General features: G+C 64.3%; 20 protein-coding genes. 8 read left to right on the plus strand and 12 right to left on the minus strand.

Going from position 1 to position 20,409, the window contains the following annotated elements; all coding sequences use genetic code 11:
• Nucleotides 1-37 precede the first annotated feature (37 nt).
• Nucleotides 38-802, plus strand: a complete 765-nt coding sequence (locus tag QOL82_RS23030) for a regulatory protein RecX (RefSeq protein ID WP_283444661.1) — start codon at nt 38-40, stop codon at nt 800-802.
• A 27-nt stretch (nt 803-829) separates the two neighbouring features.
• On the opposite strand, the gene QOL82_RS23035 is transcribed toward QOL82_RS23030, so the two are convergent.
• The 5 genes from QOL82_RS23035 to QOL82_RS23055 form a co-directional block, all read right to left on the minus strand.
• Entirely contained in the window at nt 830-2,275 is a 1,446-nt protein-coding gene (locus QOL82_RS23035) for an amidase (protein ID WP_283444662.1), read from the minus strand.
• On the minus strand, nt 2,248-3,537 hold the full coding sequence (locus tag QOL82_RS23040; protein ID WP_283444663.1) for a TRAP transporter large permease: 1,290 nt from the start codon (nt 3,535-3,537) through the stop codon (nt 2,248-2,250). Before QOL82_RS23040 ends, QOL82_RS23035 begins: the two co-directional genes overlap by 28 nt.
• Complete coding sequence (locus tag QOL82_RS23045) at nt 3,534-4,046, minus strand: TRAP transporter small permease (protein WP_283444664.1); 513 nt, start codon at nt 4,044-4,046, stop codon at nt 3,534-3,536. Before QOL82_RS23045 ends, QOL82_RS23040 begins: the two co-directional genes overlap by 4 nt.
• A gap of 87 nt (nt 4,047-4,133) precedes the next feature.
• Complete coding sequence (locus tag QOL82_RS23050) at nt 4,134-5,156, minus strand: DctP family TRAP transporter solute-binding subunit (protein ID WP_283444665.1); 1,023 nt, start codon at nt 5,154-5,156, stop codon at nt 4,134-4,136.
• Nucleotides 5,157-5,345: 189 nt separating this feature from the next.
• On the minus strand, nt 5,346-5,693 hold the full coding sequence (locus QOL82_RS23055; protein ID WP_283444666.1) for a hypothetical protein: 348 nt from the start codon (nt 5,691-5,693) through the stop codon (nt 5,346-5,348).
• A gap of 197 nt (nt 5,694-5,890) precedes the next feature.
• Here QOL82_RS23055 and QOL82_RS23060 point away from each other — a divergent pair, with 197 nt between their 5' ends.
• Together QOL82_RS23060 and QOL82_RS23065 are read left to right on the plus strand one after the other, a co-directional pair.
• The gene (locus QOL82_RS23060) at nt 5,891-6,358 is read left to right on the plus strand and encodes a YsnF/AvaK domain-containing protein (RefSeq protein WP_283444667.1); all 468 of its coding nucleotides are present in this window, start codon (nt 5,891-5,893) and stop codon (nt 6,356-6,358) included.
• Nucleotides 6,359-6,409: 51 nt separating this feature from the next.
• Entirely contained in the window at nt 6,410-7,549 is a 1,140-nt protein-coding gene (locus QOL82_RS23065; protein ID WP_283444668.1) for a YsnF/AvaK domain-containing protein, read from the plus strand.
• Between the two features lie 50 nt (nt 7,550-7,599).
• On the opposite strand, the gene QOL82_RS23070 is transcribed toward QOL82_RS23065, so the two are convergent.
• The 5 genes from QOL82_RS23070 to QOL82_RS23090 form a co-directional block, all read right to left on the minus strand.
• Complete coding sequence (locus QOL82_RS23070) at nt 7,600-8,721, minus strand: hypothetical protein (RefSeq protein ID WP_283444669.1); 1,122 nt, start codon at nt 8,719-8,721, stop codon at nt 7,600-7,602.
• Nucleotides 8,711-9,784, minus strand: a complete 1,074-nt coding sequence (locus QOL82_RS23075) for a TAXI family TRAP transporter solute-binding subunit (RefSeq protein WP_430438528.1) — start codon at nt 9,782-9,784, stop codon at nt 8,711-8,713. Before QOL82_RS23075 ends, QOL82_RS23070 begins: the two co-directional genes overlap by 11 nt.
• Nucleotides 9,785-9,799: 15 nt before the next feature.
• Complete coding sequence (locus QOL82_RS23080) at nt 9,800-10,492, minus strand: hypothetical protein (RefSeq protein WP_283444670.1); 693 nt, start codon at nt 10,490-10,492, stop codon at nt 9,800-9,802.
• A 173-nt stretch (nt 10,493-10,665) separates the two neighbouring features.
• The gene (locus QOL82_RS23085; protein ID WP_283444671.1) at nt 10,666-11,508 is read right to left on the minus strand and encodes a hypothetical protein; all 843 of its coding nucleotides are present in this window, start codon (nt 11,506-11,508) and stop codon (nt 10,666-10,668) included.
• Nucleotides 11,505-13,316, minus strand: coding sequence for an HD domain-containing phosphohydrolase (locus tag QOL82_RS23090; RefSeq protein ID WP_283444672.1), 1,812 nt, complete (start codon nt 13,314-13,316; stop codon nt 11,505-11,507). The genes QOL82_RS23085 and QOL82_RS23090 overlap by 4 nt, the downstream gene beginning before the upstream one ends.
• A gap of 133 nt (nt 13,317-13,449) precedes the next feature.
• On the opposite strand from QOL82_RS23090, the gene QOL82_RS23095 reads away from it, so the two are divergent.
• Both QOL82_RS23095 and QOL82_RS23100 read left to right on the plus strand, forming a co-directional pair.
• Nucleotides 13,450-13,914, plus strand: coding sequence for a FecR family protein (locus QOL82_RS23095; protein WP_283444673.1), 465 nt, complete (start codon nt 13,450-13,452; stop codon nt 13,912-13,914).
• Complete coding sequence (locus tag QOL82_RS23100; protein WP_283444674.1) at nt 13,914-14,507, plus strand: OmpA family protein; 594 nt, start codon at nt 13,914-13,916, stop codon at nt 14,505-14,507. The genes QOL82_RS23095 and QOL82_RS23100 overlap by 1 nt, the downstream gene beginning before the upstream one ends.
• Before the next feature lie 549 nt (nt 14,508-15,056).
• On the opposite strand, the gene QOL82_RS23105 is transcribed toward QOL82_RS23100, so the two are convergent.
• Both QOL82_RS23105 and QOL82_RS23110 read right to left on the minus strand, forming a co-directional pair.
• Nucleotides 15,057-16,394, minus strand: a complete 1,338-nt coding sequence (locus tag QOL82_RS23105) for a hypothetical protein (RefSeq protein WP_283444675.1) — start codon at nt 16,392-16,394, stop codon at nt 15,057-15,059.
• Nucleotides 16,395-16,496: 102 nt separating this feature from the next.
• Entirely contained in the window at nt 16,497-16,793 is a 297-nt protein-coding gene (locus QOL82_RS23110) for a hypothetical protein (protein ID WP_283444676.1), read from the minus strand.
• 427 nt (nt 16,794-17,220) lie between these two features.
• Between QOL82_RS23110 and QOL82_RS23115 the strand changes: the two genes are divergently transcribed.
• The 3 genes from QOL82_RS23115 (at nt 17,221) to QOL82_RS23125 (ending at nt 20,402) form a co-directional block, all read left to right on the plus strand.
• A complete protein-coding gene (locus QOL82_RS23115) occupies nt 17,221-17,793 on the plus strand; it encodes a hypothetical protein (protein ID WP_283444677.1) in 573 nt (190 codons plus the stop codon).
• Nucleotides 17,794-17,991: 198 nt separating this feature from the next.
• Nucleotides 17,992-18,561 (plus strand): dCTP deaminase, encoded by a 570-nt coding sequence (dcd, locus tag QOL82_RS23120; RefSeq protein WP_283444678.1) that lies wholly within the window; start codon nt 17,992-17,994, stop codon nt 18,559-18,561.
• Nucleotides 18,562-18,578: 17 nt separating this feature from the next.
• Nucleotides 18,579-20,402 carry a chorismate-binding protein gene (locus tag QOL82_RS23125; protein ID WP_283444679.1) on the plus strand — a complete coding sequence of 608 codons (1,824 nt, stop codon included), beginning with the start codon at nt 18,579-18,581 and terminating at the stop codon, nt 20,400-20,402.
• Nucleotides 20,403-20,409 lie beyond the last annotated feature (7 nt).

Here is a 20,409-nt window from a genome sequence, read left to right on the forward strand (position 1 = left end):
CGCAGGCTGGCGGGCCTTGCAGTATCATCGAGCGATCATGTACCTGATCAACAATAAAACCGGTTTGCCCGAGCCGCTGCCCGAGGACGAAGAGCCGCCTGCCAAGGTGGCGAAGCCGGCCCGGAGTGGCAGCAGTTTTTCCGGAAACAGCCTGTCGCGCAAGAAAGCCGCGCCCATTCCCGGCGAATACAGCCGCACGTCCGACCGCAAGCCGCGCAAGAGCGCGCCCCCCGCCGTCCCCGGCGAAATCACCCGCACATCCGACCGCAAGCGCACGCCGACCGCCCGTCCCGAGCCTGGCGCGAAGCGCGAGAAACCGGCGCAGTCGGCCAAGTCCTACGCAGTCTGGCTGCTGGCGCGGCAGGATTACAGCGCCGCCAGCCTGCGCCGCAAGCTGTCCTCGCGCGGCTACGACGACAGCGAGGTCGATGGCGCAATGGGCTTTGTCATCGACAACCGCTACCAGGACGACCAGCGCTTCGCCGAGCAGCGTTCGCGCGGCTCGGAAAACCGGGCCGGCAACCTGCGCATCGAGATGACGCTGCGGCAGAAGGGCATCGACGCCGGCCTCGCGAAAAGCCAGGTGCAGCAGCTCGCGCCCGAAGAGGAGCGCGTGCTGCATGCGGTGGGGAAATTCCGCGACCAGGTCAGGAAAGGCGGGATGACGCAGGAACTGAAAACCAAGATCTACCGCTTCCTTGCCTACCGCGGCTTTTCGTCCAGGGCCATCCGCGCCGGCATCGAGTCGCTGGGCGTGGACGGCGCATGGGCCGAGGACGCCGGCGACGAAAGCCTGGACTGAGGTCAGTCCCGCTTTCCGGCCGGCTGGTCAGTCCGCCAGCGCCGGCCGGCGGCGGCCCGCCAGCGTGGCCTGCTCGAATGCATGGCCCATCTGCAGCAGGGCCAGTTCGCCCTGGTGGCGGCCGATCAGCTGCAGGCCCACCGGCAGACCGCCGTCGGTGAAGCCGGCCGGCACCGACAGCGCCGGGTGGGTGGTCGCGGTGATGGTGTAGCAGGAACGCATCCAGTCGATGTAGCTCTCCATCTTCACGCCGGCGATTTCCTCGATATACGGTTTTTCGATGTCGAACGGCGGCACCTGGTTCACGGGCGTAACCAGGAAGTCGTAGGTTTCCATGAAGCGGTGCATGCGGAGGAACAGCGCAGTGCGCAGCTTCTCGGCCCGCGCCAGCTGCGCGGCGCTGAGCTTGCGGCCGGCTTCGATATTCCAGACGATGGTTTCCTTGAGCACGCCCGGATGCCGGTCCATCACCGCGCCGTAGTGCAGCTCGAACGCATATGCGCGCAACGCCATGAAGATGTCATGGGCGTCGCGCATGTCGGGATAGGCGTCCTCGACGATGCAGCCCAGGTCCTCGAAGACCTTGCGCTGCGCGTCCAGCGCCTTGACCACTTCCGGGTCCACCGGCAGGCCGCCCATGTCCATCGCCCAGGCGATGCGCCTGCCCTTCATGTCGCGCTCCAGCGGCGCGCGGAACTGCGCGCCGTCCTCGCTGATGGCCAGCGGGTCGCGCGCGTCATGGCCGGCCATGACCGACAGGTGCAGCGCCAGGTCGGCCACGCTGCGCGCCATCGGTCCGTACACCGACAGGCTGCCCCAGCCGTTCTGCGACGGGAAGTCGGGCACCCGGCCGACCGAAGGCCGCAGCCCGACCACGTTGCAGAAATTGGCCGGGCAGCGCAGCGAGCCGCCCATGTCGGTGCCGTCGGCAAGCGCGACCATGCCGGTCGCCAGCGCCACGGCCGAACCGCCGGAGGAGCCGCCGCAGGTCTTGCCGAGGTCGTAGGGGTTGCGGGTCGCACCGAACACTTCATTGAAGGTCTGCGAGCCGGCGCCGAATTCCGGCGTGTTGGTCTTGCCTATGCTGATCGCGCCGGCCGCCTGCTGCCGCTCCACCAGCAGCGCGCTGCGGGTCGGCACGTAGTTGGCGTGCACGCGCGAGCCGTAGGTGGTGCGCATGCCGCGGGTCATGATCAGGTCCTTGTGCGCAACCGGCAGCCCGTGCAGCGGACCGAGCGGCTGGCCCCGGGCCTGCGCGTCGTCGGCGGCCAGGCTGGCCGCCATCGCCTGTTCAGCGTGCAGCGTGACGATGGCGTTGACCTTCGGGTTCACCGCCTCGATCCGTGACAGGTGCGCCTGCATCACGTCCCGTGCCGACAGATGGCCGGCGCGGATCTGCGCGGCCATGTCGACCGCGCTCAGGTAAACGATGTCGTCCTGCATGTTCAGTACCCCAGGGATTGCGGCAGCCATAGCGCCAGTTGCGGGAAGGCGGTCACCAGCAGCAGCGCCACCAGCATCGCGCCAACCATCCACAGCGCCCAGCCTACCGTGGACTCCATGGTGACGCCGGCGATGCGGGTGGTGACCATCAGGTTGACCGCCATCGGCGGCGTGAACTGGCCGATCGCCATGTTCATCGTCAGGATGATGCCGAACCAGACCGGGTCCCAGCCGTAGGCGGTGACGATGGGCAGCAGGATGGGCAGGAACACCAGGAAGATCGAGACCGCGTCGAGCAGCATGCCGGCGATCAGCATCATGATGGTGATCATCAGCAGCATCAGCGCCTCGTTGGAGGTGAAGCCCAGCAGCAGCTTGGCGAACGCGTCGAATGCGCCCAGCGTCGAGCCGGCATGCGCGAATACGCCGGCCAGCGAGATGATCAGCAGCACCACCGCCGAGATCTCGGCCGACTCGACCAGCACTTCGTAGACCTTGCGCAGCGTCAGCGTCCGGTACACGAAGAGGCCCACGAAGAAGCCGTAGAAGGCCGCGACCACCGCCGCCTCGGTCGGCGTGAAGAGCCCGGTGCGCAGGCCGCCGAGGATGATCACCGGCGCCAGCAGGCCCCAGATCGCTTCCTTGAAGCTGTCCCAGAAGCGCGGCGTCTCCTCGTCGGCGTCCAGGCCCCAGCCGTGCTTGTGCGAGAACCAGAGCGTGGGAATGATCAGCGACAGGCCGGCCAGGATGCCGGGTATGACGCCGCCGGCAAACAGCGCCGGCACCGATGCGCTCGGCACCAGCACGCTGTAGACGATCAGCGCAACCGACGGCGGGATCAGGATGGCGGTGGAGCCCGCGGCCGCGATCAGCGTGGCGGAAAACGGCTTCGGGTAGCCCTGCTTGAACATCGCCGGGATCATCACCATCGCGACCGCGGCCGCGTCGGCCGGCCCGGAGCCGGATATGCCGCCCAGGAACATGCAGACCAGGATCGCGACGATGCCCTGCGCGCCGCGGCGTCGGCCGACGATGGCCGAGGCGAAGCGCACGATGCGCAAGGCCACGCCGGCCCGTTCGAACATCATGCCTGCCAGGATGAAGACCGGCAGCGCCAGCAGCGGATACTTGGCCACGCCGTTGTACGCATTGGTCGGCACCGACATGATGCCCAGCCCTTCGATCAGGATCACCGCGGTGCCGCTGACGCCCAGCGCCACCGCCAGCGGCGCGCCGATCGCCATCAGCAGCGCGAAACCCAGGAACAGGATGATGCTGCCTTCGGCGATCATGGGCGGCTCCCGGCATTGCGCACGGTGCGTACCAGGCGGCCCAGGATGCGCAGGAAGATCACCACCGACAGCAGCGGCAGCCACAGGCTGTAGAGCCACTGCGGGATGCCGATGCCGGGCGACGTCGTGTCGTACTGCCAGTCGTCGAGGAACAGGAAATAGCCGTACCAGGCCATGACCGCGAACATCAGCATGCCCAGCAGCAGCACCAGTATCTCAAGCGGCCGGGCAAGCGACGCCGGCAGGCGCTCGACGATGAAGGTCATGCGGATATGGCGGTCGCGGGCGAAGGCGGCGGCGGCGCCGAACAAAGTCAGCACCACCATCAGGAAGATCGAGAATTCCTCGGTGAACGCGAAGGACACGTTGGTGAAATAGCGCACCAGCACGTTGGCGAAGGTAATGACGCAGATCAGGGCCATGGCCAGCGCGGCGCAGGCCTCCTCGATCTTGATCGGCACCCGGGGCTGGTCTTCGGGCGCGTCTTTTTTTTCAGGCAGTTCACTCATGGTTGCGGCGGATGGGGCGGCCGGGCGGCCTTGTAAAGAAAAACGCCGCCGGCGGCAAGGCCAGGCGGCGACGGGTGCGGGAGGCGCTTACTTGCGCGCGGCGATGTCGGTTTCGGCCTGCTTCACCAAAGCCGGGCCGATGGTTTTCGCCCACTTGTCGTAGACCGGCCGGGTCATTTCCTTGAACGGCGCGATCTCGGCGGCCGACAGGCGGGTGACCTTGACGCCGCTGGCTTCGACTTCCTTGTAGGCGCTGCCGTCGGCGGCGGTCAGGCCCTTGCGCGCCATCGAGGTCTCTTCCTTGCCTGCCTGCAGAGCGGCTTCGCGCACCGCGTCCTGGTCGGCCTTGTTCCAGCCATCCCAGACCTTCTTGTTGACCACGAAGATCAGCGGGTCGGCGACATAGCCCCAGATCGTCAGGTACTTCTGGCCGACGGCGGCGATCTTGGCGCCGGTGAAGACCGAGATCGGGTTTTCCTGCCCGTCGACGGCGCCCGACGCCAGCGCCGGCTGCGCATCGGCCCAGCTCATCTGGGTCGGATTCGCGCCCAGCGCGGTGAAGGTGTCGTTGAACAGCGGCGAGCCGACCACGCGGAACTTCATGCCCTTCATGTCGGCCGGGCTGCGGATCTCGCGCTTGGAATTGCTGATCTCGCGGTAACCGTTCTCGCCCCATGCCAGCGGCACCACGCCATTTTTCTCCAGCACCTTGAACAGGTCCTGGCCGGTCTTGCCCTGGGTCAGCGCGTCGAGCGCGCGGTAGTCCGGCAGCAGGAAGGGCATCGAGAACAGGTTGAGTTCCTTGACCTGCGGCGACCAGTTGATCGACGAGCCGACCGCCATGTCGATCACGCCCTGGCGGATCGCGGTGAATTCGCGGGTCTGGTCGCCGGCCACCAGCGAGGTGCCCGGATACATCTTGATATTGATGCGGCCCTGGGTTTTTTCCTTGACCAGCTCCGCCCAGCGCTCGCCGCCCTTGCCCCACGGGAAAGCGGTGCCGAGGACGGTGGACAGGCGGTATTCAGGCTGGTATTTCTGCTGGGCGTAAGAAGGGGCGGCTGCCGTGAACGTAGCGGCGAGCGCAATGGCGACGAGGGATTTCTGCAAGGTTGTTCTCCATTTGACAGGCGGCTGGCCTTGGCAGGACGCCGCCCTGAATTGTAGGTGCGCTGCTGTTTTACAGCAATCTTGTACAGGAGGCAACCGGGAAAGGGAGATGGCTTGCAACGAAAGCCGGATAGCATCAACCCGCCGCGGGCCGATGCCGGCGCGGCGGGGTCGTCGGCTACAGCGGCGTCAGTAGCGGTACGGGTTGTTCGGCCGGCGGTCGTAGCGGTTCGGCACGCCGTCGCCGTCGCGGTCCCAGTGGCGGCCGCCATGGTGATGCCCATGCCCGCGCCATTCCTCGCGGTAGATCGGGCGCGGCTGGACATAGACCGGTGCCGGCTGCACATAGACCGGGCCGGGCTGCACGTAGGCCGGCGGCCCGAGGTAGCGTGGCGGCGGGCCGTAGGGAGCCGGCGCTATATAAGCGCCAGGCACGCCGACATTGATATCGACATCGACCCGCGCCATTGCCGGCGCAGCCGCCAGCAGCGCCGCGCCGGCCAGCAGGGTAATCAGTCCAGAGCTCAGGATCTTCATTTCATTCTCCATCGTTAATGATTAATTAAACCGCGAATCCGGTCATAAAGCCAATGGATACGCGTAAGCATCGTTACCAGATGTTTCTGGCAACTTTTTAAGTAAGAAAGCGCTGACGCCGATAAGGGTGTATGTCTGATTCCTTGCCCGGTGTTTATAGAGAAAAATGCAACTCCTGATCCATTCCGGGGCATGCGATGACACAGCACAACGACCAAACGCCCGCGGGCGTCGTCGCACAGCGGCAAGCAGCGGGGAACACGTTGTCCGAAGGCGAGACGCGCGTGCTGCCGGTGCTTGAAGAGCAGCTGGAGATTCGCAAGGTCCCGGTGGAAACCGGCGCGGTAAGGGTGAGAAAGATCGTCCACGAGGAAAACCGCACGGTCGACCTGACGTTAATGCAGGAGGAAGTCAGCGTTACACGGGTGCCGGTAAACAAGGTGGTGGAAAACACGTTCCAGCCACGTCAGGAAGGCGACACGCTCGTCATCCCGATTTTCGAGGAAGTCGTAACCCGGCACCTGGTATTGGTGGAGGAAGTGCGTATCACGACCCGCCGCAATCCCGAAGCAAGCAGGCAGCAAGTTACCTTGAAGCGCGAAGAAGCGGTGGTCGAGCGCTATGACGCGGCAAGCGGGAGCTGGAAGCCCGAACCCACGCTATAGCCCATCGCCCACTATTTGCAAGACCATCAAGCTACTCTAAGGAGCACCAACATGGACCAGACCGTCATAGGCGTATTCGACACGTACGAGCATGCCGAGCGTGCGCAACAGCAGCTGATTTCACGCGGATTCTCCGCCAACGATGTGCAGGTCCGCGCGCATGGCGCGGACCTTTCCGGAGCAGGGCGCAGCGGCACGACCGCAACGACCACCACCACGACCGACCATGATGTCGGCTTCATGGACAGCGTCCGCAACTTCTTTTCCGACCTGTTCGGACCGGACGCGGACGATGCCGGACACTATTCCGAAGCGGTGCGCCGCGGCGGCGCGGTCGTGGCGGTCACGGTGTCCGACGAATCCCGCGTCGACAGCGCACGCGAGGCGCTTGCGGCCACCGGGGCGGTCGACATCGAGAAGCGCGTCGCCGAATGGAAGGAGTCCGGATACCAGGGCTACAGCCCCGCTGCGGCTCCCTATACCCGCGACGAAATCGCGCAGGAACGTTCCCGCGTGATCCCGGTGGTCGAGGAAGAGCTGGAAGTCGGCAAGCGCCAGGTCGACCTGGGCTCGGTGAGGGTGGTGTCGCGCATGGTCGAGACCCCGGTCAATGAATCGGTCACGCTCCGCGAGGAACATGCCAGCATCGAGCGCCGTCCGGTCGATCGCCCGGCGTCGGAAGCCGACCTGGCCAATTTCGGCGGCGAGAGCATCGAGGTGCGCGAGACGGCGGAAAAAGCCGTGGTCAACAAGACGGCCCGCGTGGTAGAGGAGGTCAGCGTGGGCAAGACTGCAACCGAGCGTACCGAGCAGGTCAGCGACACCGTGCGCAAGACCGTCGTCGATGTGCAGAACGACGGCAGGAACACCGGCGCCGGCATCAGCGGCAGCATGATGGGCACCACTGCCGACAACATGGCCGCCACCAATACGTCGGCGGACTATGACGACGCGTTCCGCAGCGACTGGAACACCCGTTACGCCAGCATGGGCGGCAGCTACGACGACTATGCGCCGGCCTACCGCTACGGTTCGACGCTGGGCGCGGACACCCGCTACAAGGGACGTTCGTGGGACGAGATCGAGTCCGATGCGCGCAATGACTGGCAGACCCGCTATCCCAACAGCACCTGGGAAAACTTCAAGGCCGCCGTGCGCCACGGCTGGGAACGGGTAAGCGGCCAGCGTTAATCGCCGCTGATCTTACTGGCCCCGACAACGCCCTGCATCGCAGGGCGTTTTTATTTGGCGGCCCCGGCCGCGGCGTCCAGCAGGTCGAGCATGGCCGGGTCGTGGGTGCAGGCGCGCGGCGGCAGGCCGGCCCAGTTCAGCGTGGCCAGCGGTGCGCCATTGTCGATCAGTTGCTGCGCGAGAAGGTGCCTGCCGTCCCGTACCACCGCATGCAGCAGGCTGTCGCCGCGCACGTGGTCGCGCAGGTCCAGCGGCTGGTCGAGGATGATGAGGCCGTTGACCAGCGTGCCGAGATTGCAGGGCAGGCCGCTTTCGAACAGGAATTTCTGCTCGTGGACCTGCTGCTGTATCGTCGTCTCCTGCAGCGCCTTGTCCTTTTCCAGCAATTCGCGATGGCTGTGGTGTTCCGCTTCGCGTTTTTCCTGCTCCAGCAGCGCGGCCAGTTCATTGAGCTGCCGCTCCATTTCCCGGGCGCTGTCGAACCGGCCGGCAAGGCCGTCCGGCTGCGTCGCCGGCGCGGCAGCCGCCTGCGATGGATGATCGTGCGCCGACGCGCCGGGCGACGCCGGCTCGGCGCCAGGCGCCGTGTCCCCGCGCGTCGCGAGCAGCTGCGCGGGCAGCCACAGCAGAATGCCGCTGACGGCGGCCAGTGCGGCGGCAAGCACGGCCGCGTTGAGCAGGCCCGGCTGCTGGAAATAGAAACGGTCCAGCGCCAGCAGGCCGGCCGCCATCGCCAGCGGAATCAGCAGCAGCGCGGTGATTGCCAGCGGCGCCAGCCGGCGCGTCGACGACGCCGGCCAGAAGCCCAGCCGCTGCAATGCAAACAACTGCTGCGCGCCGACCAGTCCATAGAGCACCCATAGCAGGCTACGGTAAGGCTTCCAGTGCATCGAGGCCGCGGCCAGCGGCTGCGCCTTCTGCAGCAGGCCCAGGCCCAGCGCCAGGCTTGCAAACATCAGCAGCGGCGCGGCGATGGCGCACAGCAGCAAATAGAAGCCGAATGTCTGGCCGGCCGCCGGCCTGGACTGCCGCGGCACGGGCTGCGGGCGCAGGCAGGTCCAGGCGCTGATGGCGAGCAGCGCGGTCAGCAGGCACAGCCCGGTCAGGTCCGCGCCATTGCGCAGCAATGCGATCATCGCCGCCCAGCCGTCCACGCGCATCTCAGCTTCCACACAGCCCCATCACCTTTTCCTGCTGCGTGCAGCTGCGCGCCGCCGGTCCTGCCGGGCGCGACTGCCGCAGGCCGGCCGGCGCCCCGGCGCCCTGCTGCGCGATGCAGTTGCGCATCGCCCGTTCCATCGGCGGGTAATAGCTCCAGCCCTTGCCCAGCGCCGGCAGTTCCAGCTTGACTTCCTTCCACTTCGCATGGCCCTGCGACTGCAGCGTGTCGAAGTTGCGGCACAGGGAATCGGCGAATGCGTTCAGGTAGCGCGTGGTGTGCTCGAGGTTGTAGTCATAGGTGACCAGGAAAGCCTTCACGGTCAGCGTCGGCACTTCCTCGGTGATCCAGTTCGGGTAGCTCGACGGACGGATCGCCGCCGGGTAGTAGGTCTCGACGGCGCGTTTGCTTTCCCTGGCCTTGTCGTCGAGCTTGAGCAGCTTGATGAACTGGCGCGCTTCCGGCTTCATGTCGGCGAACAGCTTGGCCGGCTGGCCCGCGACGATGACGGCGACATCCACCGACTTGTCGGTCGTCAGCCTGATCAGCGCTTCCTCGTTGCTGACATAGGTCGCATTGCTTTCCGGCAGCGGCTGCTCGAACATCAGCCGGTAGAGCGTGGTCGCCGACAGCGCGGTGCCGCTGCCCACCGGGCCGATGCTGAGCTTCTTGTCCTTGATTTCATGGATGTAGTTGAGCGGGGAATCGGCGCGGACGACGAAATAGATTTCCTCGTTGTACAGCGGCATGACCACCCGCAGCGGACGGATGATGCGGCCGGCGGCGCGGTTGCCGCTTGCCGCCTGGTCGAGGAACGCCTGGTAGACGTCGGACTGCACCAGCGCGAACTTCACGCCGGCTTCGTCGCGCAGCCGCGCGACGTTGTCCGCCGATCCCTTGGACGGCAGCACTTCCAGGTTGATGTCGGCCGGTTCGGCCACGAACTTGGCGAGGTCGCGGCCTATCTGTATATAGGTGCCGCGCTCCGATGCGGTGACGATCTTGTATTCCGCCCGGGCGAGCGCCGCGGTCGGCGGCAGGCCCAGCATCAGGAGGAGCAGGAGGTAACGTTTCATGGGCGGCTCCGGTAGTTATGGGGAAGACTTGCTGCACAGGTTCATCGCGCGCATCGCTTCGCTGCAGGCGGCGTTTTCGGCAGGCAGTGGCGGCACGGCAAGCGCGGCGGCTGCGGGCGCGGCGACGACGTTGCGGGCGACCGGCGGCGTCGGGCGTTCGCTCGCGGCGGCAGCGGCAGCGGCGGGGGCTGCACGCGCGGGCGCACGTGGGGCCGGAGCCGCCGCAAGCGGCGCGGCGGGAGCGGGGATCTTGCGAACGGTCGGCGCGGGGGCAGGCGTTGGGACGGCAGGGACTGGGACGGCGGAAGCAGGTGCAGTGGAAGCCGGTGCGGCGGAAGCGGCCGCCGGCGTGGGTTCGGTGGCCGCTGGCGCCGGCCGCGCCGCCAACGGCAGCAGCCGTTCCGGCATCGCCAGGATCGCCAGCGATGCGCCGACCAGTATCAGCAGCGACGCAAACCAGAGCCTGACCGGCCAGGCCGGCCTTGGCTGCGCCGGACCGGACTGCGGCATTGCAATGCTGGAGGAGATCGCATAGCCCGGCACCAGCGGCCGCATCGCGGGCGGGCCGGCGTCACCCGGCGCGGAGATAGCTGCGGCAACGGTCGCGTGCGGCGGATCCTGACGGTCAGCCCCGGCAGGAAACGCCGGCGATGGAATTTCGCTCGGCTCCTGGCCCATGGTTTCGAGCCGGGAAAATAGACGACTCATCGTCCGTCCTTGTTCGAATTGATAAATTTTTCCAGCGGGATGTCCCTGGTCGCCTGCGGGGAATCCGTGCATTTTCTGGAAAAGAACTTAGCAAATTATAACGAAAAAGGCTTAGTGGACAATGGAAATGTTAAACGACAGGATGCCTGCCATCCCGTATCGCGCAAGGAGCGTCACGCCAGGCTGGCCTGCCGGACCCGGCGCAGGTTGGGCTGGAAGAAGCGCGCGACCTGCAAGGCGCCGACATGGCGGTCGATGAACTCGACCTTGCCGGACGCGCCGAGCACGGTGTTCCATTCCGCTTCCAGCCGGGCGGTGGTCAGCGCGGCATGGGCTGGCGTCAGGGCCACCGACGGCAGCACGTCGGCCTCGGTCAGCGCGGCGGCCATCAGCGCCAGCCGCGGCCGGGTCACGAGGCTGGCCAGTTCCGGCCGCGGCGGCGCCGCCGGCGGCGTCACGATGCCGCTGTGCCAGTCGTGGCAGCAGCGCGCCAGCGGCACGCCGCACGCGCTTTCGGTCGCCAGGATCAGCGTCGCCAGCACCGCCCGGTCGGCTGCGGCGACGCCGGCGGCTGCCAGGTAGGGAGATGCGGCCTCGATCGAGCACAGTTCATGCTGGAACGGGTAGAGCCGCCGCCCGCCATCGTGGTGGAAGTCGTGCAGCAGCGCCGCCAGCAGCAGCAGCGCCTGTTCCTCCCTTGCAAGCGCCGCCAGCTGGGCTATCGCCAGCGTGCACAGCAGCACCTCGCGGTAGTGGCGGGCGTTGTGGTAGCCATTGGCCATGCCGGCGCCGATGCCGGCGTCGATGTCCCGCGCGGCCGCCATGCCTGCGCGGTGCAGCGGATCCGCAGGCGCCACGGCGGTGACCTGCATCGCCAGCGTGAACGCCTGCGCCAGCGGCGCCGGCGTCGCCGCGAGCGTGTCGAAGGCGGCGACGATGTCGCGGGCCGCCGCGAACGGGTCCATGTCGGCCGTCATCCGGAACGGCGGATGATCCAGCAGCGCAGCCATGCTCATGCGCGCTTTCCGGTGTTTCCGATGAAGGCGGCGACGTCGACATCGTCCATCTGCTCGGGCTTCAGGTAGCGCTCGCCGTAGCGGCGGTACAGGCCGGTGCTCAGGAAGAGGTCGAACAGGTCCGGGTCGATATGCCCGATCTGCTTCAGGTGGGCGAGGATGGCGATCGACTCCGACAGCGTCTTGGCCTTCTTGTACGGGCGGTCGCAGGCGGTCAGCGCCTCGAAGATGTCGGCAATGGCCATGATGCGCGCCGGCACCGACAGGTCTTCCTGTCCCAGGCCGCGCGGATAGCCGCTGCCGCTCAGCGTCTCGTGATGCGTGCCCGCATATTCCGGCACGCGGCGCAAATTTTTCGGCAGCGGCAGCTGTTCCAGCATGACGATGGTCTGCATGATGTGTTCGTTGATCTTGTAGCGGTCCTCGGCGGTCAGCGTGCCGCGCGAGACGCACAGGTTGTACAGCTCGCCCTGGTTGTACAGGTGTTCCGGCACCTTCATCCTGAAGCCGTAGGCCGGGTCCAGGCCCGGGCTTGCCGGGCGCGGGATCAGGTGATGCGGCTTGTCGGCCAGCAGCCGTTCCTGCGCCGGCAGCGGGGCCGGCGGCAGCAGCGAGACCCGCGACAGCTCCTCGTTGGACAGGCCCAGCCGGTCGTCGAAATGGCGCAGCCAGGTGCGGCCGGCGATCGCATGCAGCCGCTCGACCGCGGAAGCGGCCAGGGTCTCGCCGCCGATATTGCAGCCGGCGACGAAGGCGAAATCGTCTTCCAGCTCGCGCACGCTGGCCGCGAAGGCGGCGTCGGCCACGGCCGCGTCGACGCCGTCCAGCCTGGCCTGCAGCCGCGCGATCTCGGCGTCGCGCCGCAGGATCTCGAAGCGCAGCCGCACTTCATGGATGCGATTGTGGATGACTTCGAGCTTGGTCGCCTTCTCGACGATGTGTTCCGGCGTGGTGATCTTGCCGCAGTCGTGCAGCCAGGCGCCGATGCGGAATTCCCGCCATTCGTCGGCGCTGGCGAAGCGGAAATCGGCCAGCGGGCCGCTGTCGACGCCGCAGGCTTCCTCGGCCAGCATCATCGCCAGCTGCGGCACGCGTTCGCAGTGGCCGCCGGTATGGGCGCTCTTGGCGTCGATGGCGCCCGCCAGGATGCGCACCATCGCGTCGATCAGCTCATTCTGCGCCGCCATCAGGTGATGGTTCTCCAGAGCCACCGCGGCCTGGGCGGCCAGCGCCTCGACGAAACTCGTATCCTGCCGGCTGAAGGCGACCACCTGACCGCTCTGCCGGTCGGTCGCATTGATGAACTGCAGCACGCCGATGACCTCGCCGCCGCGCGGCGCCATCGGCACGGCCAGCATCGACACCGTGCGGTAGCCCGTTTCCAGGTCGAAGTGCCGGGTGCCGCTCAGGTCGAAGCGGGACTCGGTGTAGACGTCGTCGATGAACACGCTCTTGTTGTTCAATGCGACGTTGGTGCAGACATGGCGTTCGTCGGGCCGCCCGGTGTGCGGGTCGATCAGCGGGATTTCAACCGAGGGCAGGTGGTCGGAGCGCGAGCGCAGCGCAAAGCGCAGCCCGCCGCCCTCGGTCTTCAAATAGAGCGTCGCCGCGTCCGCATTGCAGATGCGCTTGCCCGCCATCAGGATATGCCGCAGCAGCTTGTCGCGGTCCCGCTCCGACGCCAGCAGCAGGCCGTTTTCCACCAGGCTGGCCAGCTGCTCGCGCACTTCGGTCAGGCTTTGCTGCATCAGCGGGGCGGCCGCGCGCGGCAAGGTGCAGGGGTCACGTAGCGTTGCTGGCATTTGCATGATTGGATCGCAAAAGAATAGTTTTCGTGTAAGGAATAATGTAGCATTGTATTGCAGTATGGAAATTAATTTGGAGTTTGATTGTTTCTGGGCAACAACTAGGGGGAGCGCGATGTTGAAAACGGGACGGAAAATGCGGCTGGCAGCCACCGCGGTGACAAGGACGATGGCGATCGCGATGGCACTGGCCTGCGCAACGGCGCCCGCCGTCGCGCAGGAGACCGGCGCAATCGGCTATGTGATGAAGGTCAGCGGCGAAGCGACCGTCGTCAATGACGGCAAGGCCGTTCCCGCGGAGGTCGGCACGCCGCTGCTGCAGGGTTCGACGCTGCGCACCGGCCCGGCCGGGTCCATGGGCGTGACGCTAAAGGACAACACCGTGATGTCCTTCGGACCGAACAGCGAACTGCGCGTCGCCGAATTTTTGTTCGCGCCCGCCCGCAATGAACTGAAGCTGACCGCCAGCATCACCCGCGGGACGATGAACTTCATTTCCGGCGTGATCGCCAAGCTCAAGCCCGAAGCGGTGCAGGTGCAGACGCCGACCGGCACCATCGGCGTGCGCGGCACCCATTTCCTGGTGAAGGTGGACGGCTGATGCTGGCCAGGCTTTCCGGCGCGCTGGTCCTGGCGGCCAGCGTCGCCCTTGCAGGCTGCGCGTCGAAGTCCTACGTGGTGCTGGTGGAAAGCCCCGATGGCAGCACCGGGGCGATCATCGTCGACAGCGGCCGCGGCGGCCAGCTGGTGAATCGCAAGAACCAGGGCGTGACGATGGACGGTGCGAACGGCGCGCCATTCGACGTCGAGGCCGCCCGCCTGCAAGCCGACTTCGCTGCCGCTCGGGACGCACAGCCGGCGCTGCCGGCGCGCTACCAGTTCTATTTCAATACCGGCGGCACCAGCCTCACCACGGAGTCGGCGAACTTCATCCCGGTGGTGCTGGAAGATGTGCGCCAGCGCGGCGCCGCGGCGGTGTCCATCATCGGCCATACCGACACGGTGGGGGATGACGCATCCAACGAAAAGCTGGGCCTGATGCGGGCGCGCTCGATCGCGTCGATGCTGCAGCGGACCGGCCTGCAGGCGCTGGAACTGAGCATCGTGTCCCACGGAAAACGCAACCTGCTGGTGCCTACCGCCGACAATGTGGCGGAGCCGCGCAACCGGCGGGTCGAGGTGAATATACGGTAACGGAGGCAGGTGATTGCGCCGGCAGCGAGGATGGTGCTTGTCGCGGTTGGCGAATAGGGCCATTGCCATGTGCTAGCGCGGTCTTTCGCTGTTTAACCTGGTCTCTATCGCTCCTCCATCGCGCGTTGGATAAAGCGTAGAGAAAGCAGCGATGTCGCGTCAAAACCGCTATTTGCTATCGCGGTCTTCAGTCGTGGTGATCTGTGCCTCATCCATGAGACTCGCCGCGCTATTTCGCGAGAAGTGGCGCACCAGCCCTGACGGAGGGTGACTTGTATCTACCCCATGTAACTTTCTGAAGTGTCTCTCGCAATGAATTCCGCCAGTTGGCCAGGCGTCGCTGACTTCGCGGATGAAAACAATACGCCAGCCGCCTGACCCACGCCTGCTTACTTCCTGTGCCAGCTAACGCTTCCGCTGTCCGCCACCTCATCAGGCACTGTAATCCGGCGTCGCGTGGCACGGCTGCGGAAACGTGAAATCGCCGTCGCGGCTTGCCATAGGTATTTACGCCCAGCCTGAGTCCATTAACCCGTCTAAATCCGTGTCCTAACGGTGTCGCGATTCAATAATGGTTTGCCAATCGGTGCCAAATAGCGTTGAGTAATGCGCTACTTTATTCAATTCAAACTTGCCAGACGGGCTTACCCAATGACTACAGCCGGCTTCGCAATTGGGAACGAGATATCCCGGTAAATACTTGTCACCCAGTATCCCGCCGAATAGGCCACCAACAGAGGTACCAATCATTGCCGCGACCGGTCCCTCCGTCGGCGAAGGGTAATTGTAAATGGCACTTACAGAATCGACTGTGACACTGCCGGTCGCATTGTCCACTGTTACCGGATGTAGGAATGCCCGGTCTTTTCCATTTGCCAGCTCATTTTGATTCTGGTATCCAACGAGGAAAAGATTTTCGTCTTTGTCCTGGATGAAGTAGACATTCTGGCCGAATGCGCGTCGGGAGCCGTCTGGCGTGCTGCTATCTGCTGGCAGCTTGTTATTGTCAACATTTAGATCATTTGTTCGGCGGAAAGCTTCGAAGTTAATGCGATTTCGCCCGTTAAATAATTCCATGGGTAAGGCTTGATAAAACTCTGAATGTCCGCTATCACTAACCATAAGCCTATACATGCCCTTATTTTTTATGATTGAAACAAATCGGGGCAACGCTGTATCGCTCGAGAATTTAAATTCTCGCAGGTTTTCCAGAACATAGGGGTTTTCCCGATTCCAGTAATAAGCAACCATCGATCTGCCGTTATATTCAAACGTTGCAAACAGATACCCTCCCTTACTACCAGGGCCGGAGGAGTCCGGGAGCCAGGCCAGGCTCGACGGATGTGTTTCATCTGGAAATCCGGCGAACGTGTTATTAAGTGATTGACTAAGTTCCCTGGTGAATGGTGCCGATCCTGCTTTCAACATTCCACTATTGGCGTCGAGACGGCTGGCAGGCACTTTGAAACCCATGATCGACCCTCGATCGCCTGTCGGTTTCGAGAAAGGCGAGGCCCATTGTTTGCTCTCATTATTGACATTTTCAGCATTGCTGATGAACACGCGAGACGTACCGTCATCCAGCTTGTGCGTCCGCACAATGCTCTGCGTGTGGTCTTTCGGTTCGAAGCTTTCCGAAGAAGTCGTATCCAGGTAATTAAACGATTCTACGGCGCTGTAACCCGCCCCCGACAACGCTTCGTCCACCGAGCCTGAAAGCTTTTCACCCCCAGGTGTCGTATTGCCATAGGCCAGCGCGATCTTGGTGACAATGGCCCGTGCTGCCTGTGCCGGATTAACCATCATCATGCAAAGCAGGACCGCCCCAAGAATAGGCATGCCCGCTGAAAGCGTCCGCGTCTTTCGCGAAAATTTTTTGGAAAACATGTTTATTCCTTCGATGAGTATATGCCTTCGACAAATTTCTCTGTTGAAGAAGGCAATTTTGCGGAAATGAATCTCGACGAAAACGCTGGTATTGCCGGTGCGTCAATTCACCAGCATGACATGCGTGATGATTGCCCGGTCTCCCTGGCAACTGGTGTAATAAAGCCTTACCTGGCGAGAAGCAAGTTTTGCTGCCAGGGCTAGATCAAACACTTCACGAAAATTGGTATTGGATCTTGGTACGTTGTACAAGCTGCCGCCGCATGTCGATGACTTGGTGCCACCGATAATCACGTCATTTGGATCAGCATAAAAATCGGTTACGTTCACCGTTGTATCCGCTGCCATGGCGGCGGACGAGAGAAACAGGGCAAGGATAGGCAGGGTTTTTTTGAACATGATTACTCTCCAATAATTAAATTTAAAATAGCGACTTGGCTTGGTTTTTAATAACGACTTTTGCTAAGCTAAAGTGATCGTTAATCGATCATTCTCATTATATAAATGGCATCACCGTATTGCATCCGGCATTAAGTATTGCCGCCAGCATAAAGTATGCTAGTTATTTAACAAAATATCGCTTATCCATTTATCTATTTAACTCCTATTTCCTGCGTTAAGATAGGATTTGGATAAAATAAATTTGGCGTTCAACGATCTTTTTCCCGTGCCGATTCAAATACCGTCTTATTAATTTACTGATCGCACAAAGTGAAATTGGTGCGTTCGGTTATCACTACGCAATCGATCTAATTGGAGTGATCGAACTTCAAACTGGAAATGGCTAGGGAGTGAAATGAAATGTGTTCGCCTATTGGCTACTGGTATGCTGATTGCCGCAATTTTCGCTTCCGGAAATTACTGGTTCAGCCACTTTTCAAAGCCGGCGTCCTTGCCCTTGGCTGTCATCCCCCGGGAAGCGCAATCATCGCTTGACGTCACTGCTGCCCGGAATCTCTTCGGGAAACGTGTCGAGATGCTGACGCGCCGCGACTACAAGCTGACCGGGGTGATTTTTTCGGGCGCGATTACCGATCGCATGGCCATTATTTCCGTCAATAGGGAGCCTGCGGCTGTGGTGAGACTTGGTGGGCAACTACAAGCGGGTGTCACGCTGAAAGAAGTACATCGATTCAATATCATCCTGTCCATCGAACATGGCGACCTGCGTGTCGACTTCCCGCGAACGGCCCAGGCGCCGGCAGATAATTACGCCCTTGTCGAGAATCCGGAGCCCGTCCAGGTAACGGAAGCAGGACTGGCAGTGAACCAGGCAGAGGAAGCGGGCAGGGCGGAGTCGCCGGCGGCGGCGACACGTCCGGCGCCATGGGGGCTCTCCCGGCCAGATCCCGTTCCGGGCATCCCGGCCGTCATCCGGGCAGCGCCGCCGATGCGTTAGGCCTGCCGCGGATCGGATCCGCGCGGATACCCGCAATGCCATGCCTGCCTGTTAAACACCGTTTGGCCTGGACGATTACCTCCCGCTGCCACCATGCCTGGCGCCAGCGATGAATGCCTGCCAGGAATCGTTGATCCGAAGCCGTCCGCATTCGCGTAAAATTCCGCGCTATTCCTTCACCCACCCGACAGCACGCACATGACCATCAAATCCGACAAGTGGATACGCCGCATGGCCGAACAGACCGGCATGATCGAACCGTTCGAGCCGGGCCAGGTGCGCACCAACGCCAGCGGCCAGAAGATCGTCTCCTACGGCACCTCGTCCTACGGCTACGACATCCGCTGCGCGGACGAATTCAAGATCTTCACCAATATCAACAGCACCATCGTCGACCCGAAGAACTTCGATGAAAACTCCTTCGTCGACATCAAGAGCGACGTCTGCATCATTCCGCCGAACTCGTTCGCGCTGGCCCGCACCATCGAATATTTCCGCATACCGCGCAGCGTGCTGACCATCTGCCTGGGCAAGTCGACCTACGCGCGCTGCGGCATCATCGTCAACGTGACGCCGTTCGAGCCGGAATGGGAAGGCTACGTGACGCTGGAGTTTTCCAATACCACGCCGCTGCCGGCCAAGATCTATGCCGGCGAAGGCTGCGCCCAGGTGCTTTTCTTCGAGAGCGATGAAATCTGCGAAACCTCCTATCGCGACCGCGGCGGCAAGTACCAGGGCCAGACCGGCGTGACCCTGCCCAAGACCTGACGCCAGGCGACGCCACGGTGGACCAGGCATCCCCGCAGCACGACTGCTGCGTCCTGCTCGACGACTGTCATGCCAGCCCGGAGGCGCCGACCTCCCGGCTCTACACCGGGCATGTCCAGACCCTGGTCTCCGCCGATGCGGCTGGCCTGGACGCGCTGCTGCAGCACGCGCAGCAGGCGCTGGCGCGCGGTTTGCACGCGGTGCTGCTGTGCGACTACGAACTCGGGAAAGGCCTGCATCGCATCGCGCCGCGGCCACCGTCCGGGACGGGTGCGCAAGTGCTGCTTTTTTCGGCATGCCGCATGCTGAGCGCCGACCAGGCGGACGCCTGGCTGGCGCAGAGGGCCGGCGACGCGCCGGCCGGCATCGCGGGACTGCGCGCCGGCGAGGACGCGGCACACTTTTCCCGCGCCATCGCGCGCATCCATGCCTGGCTGGAAGCCGGCGACGCCTACCAGATCAATTACACCTGGCGCTATCATTTCGACGCCTGGGGCGAGCCGGCGGCGCTGTACCGCCGGCTGCGCGCGCGCCAGCCGGTGCCCTACGGCGCGCTGGTGCTGCTGCCGGACGGCAGGGCGGTCCTGTCGCTGTCGCCCGAGCTGTTCATGCGGCAGACCGGCCGCAGGCTGACGGCGCAGCCGATGAAGGGCACGGCCGCGGCCAGCGGCGACGCCGCGCGCGACGCGCAGGCCGCGGCGCACATGCAGCAGGACCCCAAGTCCCGCGCCGAGAACCTGATGATCGTCGACCTGCTGCGCAATGACTTCGGCCGGGTCGCCGAAACCGGCTCGGTGGGGGTGCCGGCCCTGTTTCAGGTGCAGCGGTTCGGCGCGGTATTGCAGATGACGTCGACCGTGACGGCGACGCGGCGGGCCGACGTGGACACGGGCCAGGTGCTGGCAGCGCTCTTTCCCTGCGGCTCCGTGACCGGCGCGCCGAAGCGCCGCGCCATGCAGATCATCCGCGAGCTGGAAGACGCGCCGCGCGGCATCTATACCGGCGCCATAGGCTGGCTGGAGGCGTCCGGCGACTTTTGCCTGTCGGTGCCGATCCGCACGCTGGCGCTGGCGCCGCCCCGGGGCGGCCTGCGCAGCGGCGTGCTGGGCGTGGGCGCCGGCATCGTGCACGACAGCCGCGCCGCCGACGAATATGCGGAGTGCCTGCAGAAGGCGCGTTTCCTGACGGGGCTGGCGCAACCGTTCACCCTGTTCGAAACCATGCGCGCAAGCCGCGACGGCGGCTGCGCACATCTGCGGCGCCACCTTGCCCGGCTGGCGGCGTCGGCCCAGTACTTCGGCTTCGGCTATGACGAAGCGGGAGTGCAGGCCGCGCTTGACGCGGCCTGCGCCGCACTGCCCGATGGCGCGCATGCTCTGAAGCTGGTGCTGGCCTTCGACGGCAGCGCCAGCATCGCGGCCAGCCCTCTGGCGCCCTGGCCGCGGCCGGCCACGGTGCTGCTCGCGCCGCAGCCGACCTGCTCCGACGAGTTGTTCCTGAGGCACAAGACCAGCCTGCGCGAACGCTACGACAGCGCCTGGCGCGCGGCCCAGGCCGAAGGTGCATTCGACATGCTGTTCCATAACGAGCGGGGCGAGCTGACCGAGGGCGGGCGCAGCAATGTGTTCCTGCTGCTGGACGGCGCCTGGCTCACGCCGCCGCTGGGCGCGGGCGTGCTTCCCGGCGTGATGCGCAGCGTGCTGCTGGACGATCCGGCATGGGCCGCACGGGAGGCTAGGCTGACGCTGGATGATCTGAAGCGCGCGGAAGGGCTGGTCGTATGCAATGCGCTGCGCGGCCCGATGCCCGTGTCATTGCAGCACGACAAGCAGGCGCAATGAACTGAAC

It is taken from the genome of Noviherbaspirillum suwonense, from assembly GCF_900182955.1.
GTDB lineage: Bacteria > Pseudomonadota > Gammaproteobacteria > Burkholderiales > Burkholderiaceae_D > Noviherbaspirillum_A > Noviherbaspirillum_A suwonense.

Coding starts and splice junctions, on each gene's coding strand:
- QOL82_RS23100 (WP_283444674.1), top strand. CDS start 13,914: ATGCTGGCCAGGCTTTCCGGCGCGCTGGTCCTGGCGGCCAGCGTCGCC.
- QOL82_RS23105 (WP_283444675.1), bottom strand. CDS start 16,394: ATGTTTTCCAAAAAATTTTCGCGAAAGACGCGGACGCTTTCAGCGGGC.
- QOL82_RS23080 (WP_283444670.1), bottom strand. CDS start 10,492: ATGAGTCGTCTATTTTCCCGGCTCGAAACCATGGGCCAGGAGCCGAGC.
- QOL82_RS23030 (WP_283444661.1), top strand. CDS start 38: ATGTACCTGATCAACAATAAAACCGGTTTGCCCGAGCCGCTGCCCGAG.
- QOL82_RS23055 (WP_283444666.1), bottom strand. CDS start 5,693: ATGAAGATCCTGAGCTCTGGACTGATTACCCTGCTGGCCGGCGCGGCG.
- QOL82_RS23095 (WP_283444673.1), top strand. CDS start 13,450: ATGCGGCTGGCAGCCACCGCGGTGACAAGGACGATGGCGATCGCGATG.
- QOL82_RS23045 (WP_283444664.1), bottom strand. CDS start 4,046: ATGAGTGAACTGCCTGAAAAAAAAGACGCGCCCGAAGACCAGCCCCGG.
- QOL82_RS23115 (WP_283444677.1), top strand. CDS start 17,221: ATGCTGATTGCCGCAATTTTCGCTTCCGGAAATTACTGGTTCAGCCAC.
- QOL82_RS23060 (WP_283444667.1), top strand. CDS start 5,891: ATGACACAGCACAACGACCAAACGCCCGCGGGCGTCGTCGCACAGCGG.
- QOL82_RS23065 (WP_283444668.1), top strand. CDS start 6,410: ATGGACCAGACCGTCATAGGCGTATTCGACACGTACGAGCATGCCGAG.
- QOL82_RS23110 (WP_283444676.1), bottom strand. CDS start 16,793: ATGTTCAAAAAAACCCTGCCTATCCTTGCCCTGTTTCTCTCGTCCGCC.
- QOL82_RS23075 (WP_430438528.1), bottom strand. CDS start 9,784: ATGAAACGTTACCTCCTGCTCCTCCTGATGCTGGGCCTGCCGCCGACC.
- QOL82_RS23090 (WP_283444672.1), bottom strand. CDS start 13,316: ATGCAAATGCCAGCAACGCTACGTGACCCCTGCACCTTGCCGCGCGCG.
- QOL82_RS23085 (WP_283444671.1), bottom strand. CDS start 11,508: ATGAGCATGGCTGCGCTGCTGGATCATCCGCCGTTCCGGATGACGGCC.
- dcd (WP_283444678.1), top strand. CDS start 17,992: ATGACCATCAAATCCGACAAGTGGATACGCCGCATGGCCGAACAGACC.
- QOL82_RS23035 (WP_283444662.1), bottom strand. CDS start 2,275: ATGGCTGCCGCAATCCCTGGGGTACTGAACATGCAGGACGACATCGTT.
- QOL82_RS23040 (WP_283444663.1), bottom strand. CDS start 3,537: ATGATCGCCGAAGGCAGCATCATCCTGTTCCTGGGTTTCGCGCTGCTG.